The following is a 1070-nucleotide window of genomic DNA, read 5'->3' on the forward strand; positions in this document are numbered from 1 at the left end:
CTGGTCGGCCTTGCCGCCAACAGCCAGGCCGGCGTGCGCGGCGTTGCCATCTACATGCTGATCTATCTGGTGATGACGCTCGGCACCTTCGCCTTCATCCTCGCCATGCGGCGCAAGGAAGGCAATGTCGAGCAGATCAGCGACCTGGCCGGCCTGTCGTCGACCAATCCGGTCATGGCGACGATCCTGACCATCCTGATGTTCTCACTCGCCGGCATTCCACCGCTCGCCGGCTTCTGGGGGAAATGGTACGTCTTCCTCGCCGCCATCAACGCCAATCTCTACGCGCTGGCGATCATCGGCGTGCTGGCCTCGGTGGTGGGCGCCTATTACTATTTGCGCATCATCAAGATCATGTGGTTCGACGAACCGGTCGGCGGCTTCGTGCCGATGGCGACGGAATTGCGTGTCGTGCTCGGCGTCTCCGGCGCCTTCGTGCTGTTCTACGTGTTGATCGGTGGGCCGATCGGCACCTATGCCGAAGCCGCCGCCAAGACGTTTTTCTAGACGGCATGGCATTTCGGCTGGCTCCAACCTCGGCGTCGGAAGGGTTCCGGCTCGAGGCGCATGAGAGCGTCGGCTCCACCAATGCGCTGGCACTGGACCACGCAAGGGCAGGCGACGCCGGCAAATTGTGGGTCGTTTCCAAGAAGCAGGAAAGCGGGCGTGGCCGGCGCGGCCGCGTCTGGGCGACCCCGGAAGGCAACCTGGCGGCGACGCTGCTCGTCATCACCAAGGCAGAGCTTCGCCTTGCCGCGACATTGGGCTTCGTCGCAGGACTGGCGCTGGCCGATGCACTCGATGCCGTGGTGCCGAAGGGCCGGATCGCCATTGGCCTCGACGGTGGCAGCGAAGGAAAAAACCGTTTCGAGCTGAAATGGCCGAACGACGTGCTTGCCTCCGGCGCCAAGCTGGCCGGCATCCTGCTGGAATCGGCAATCCTCGAGGGCGGCCGTTTCGGAGTGGCGGTCGGCATCGGCGTCAATGTGGTGGCATACCCTGAGGATTTGCCGTATCCCGCAACTTCCTTGCGCGCGCTGGGCGCGGCATGCGATGCGGAAACACTGTTC

At 64.0% G+C, this 1070-nt stretch carries 2 protein-coding genes; both read left to right on the top strand.

Translation table 11 applies throughout. From position 1 onward, the window contains the following. Positions 1 to 507: proton-conducting transporter membrane subunit (locus ENZ74_RS32700; RefSeq protein ID WP_281059760.1), on the top strand; the 507-nt coding region annotated here is incomplete at its 5' end. Between the two features lie 5 nt (positions 508 to 512). Next, a partial coding sequence (locus ENZ74_RS32705) for a biotin--[acetyl-CoA-carboxylase] ligase (RefSeq protein WP_127313331.1) occupies positions 513 to 1070 on the top strand: 558 nt, incomplete at its 3' end.

This window comes from Mesorhizobium sp. M7A.F.Ca.CA.002.15.2.1 (assembly GCF_003998715.1).
Lineage (GTDB): Bacteria > Pseudomonadota > Alphaproteobacteria > Rhizobiales > Rhizobiaceae > Mesorhizobium > Mesorhizobium ciceri.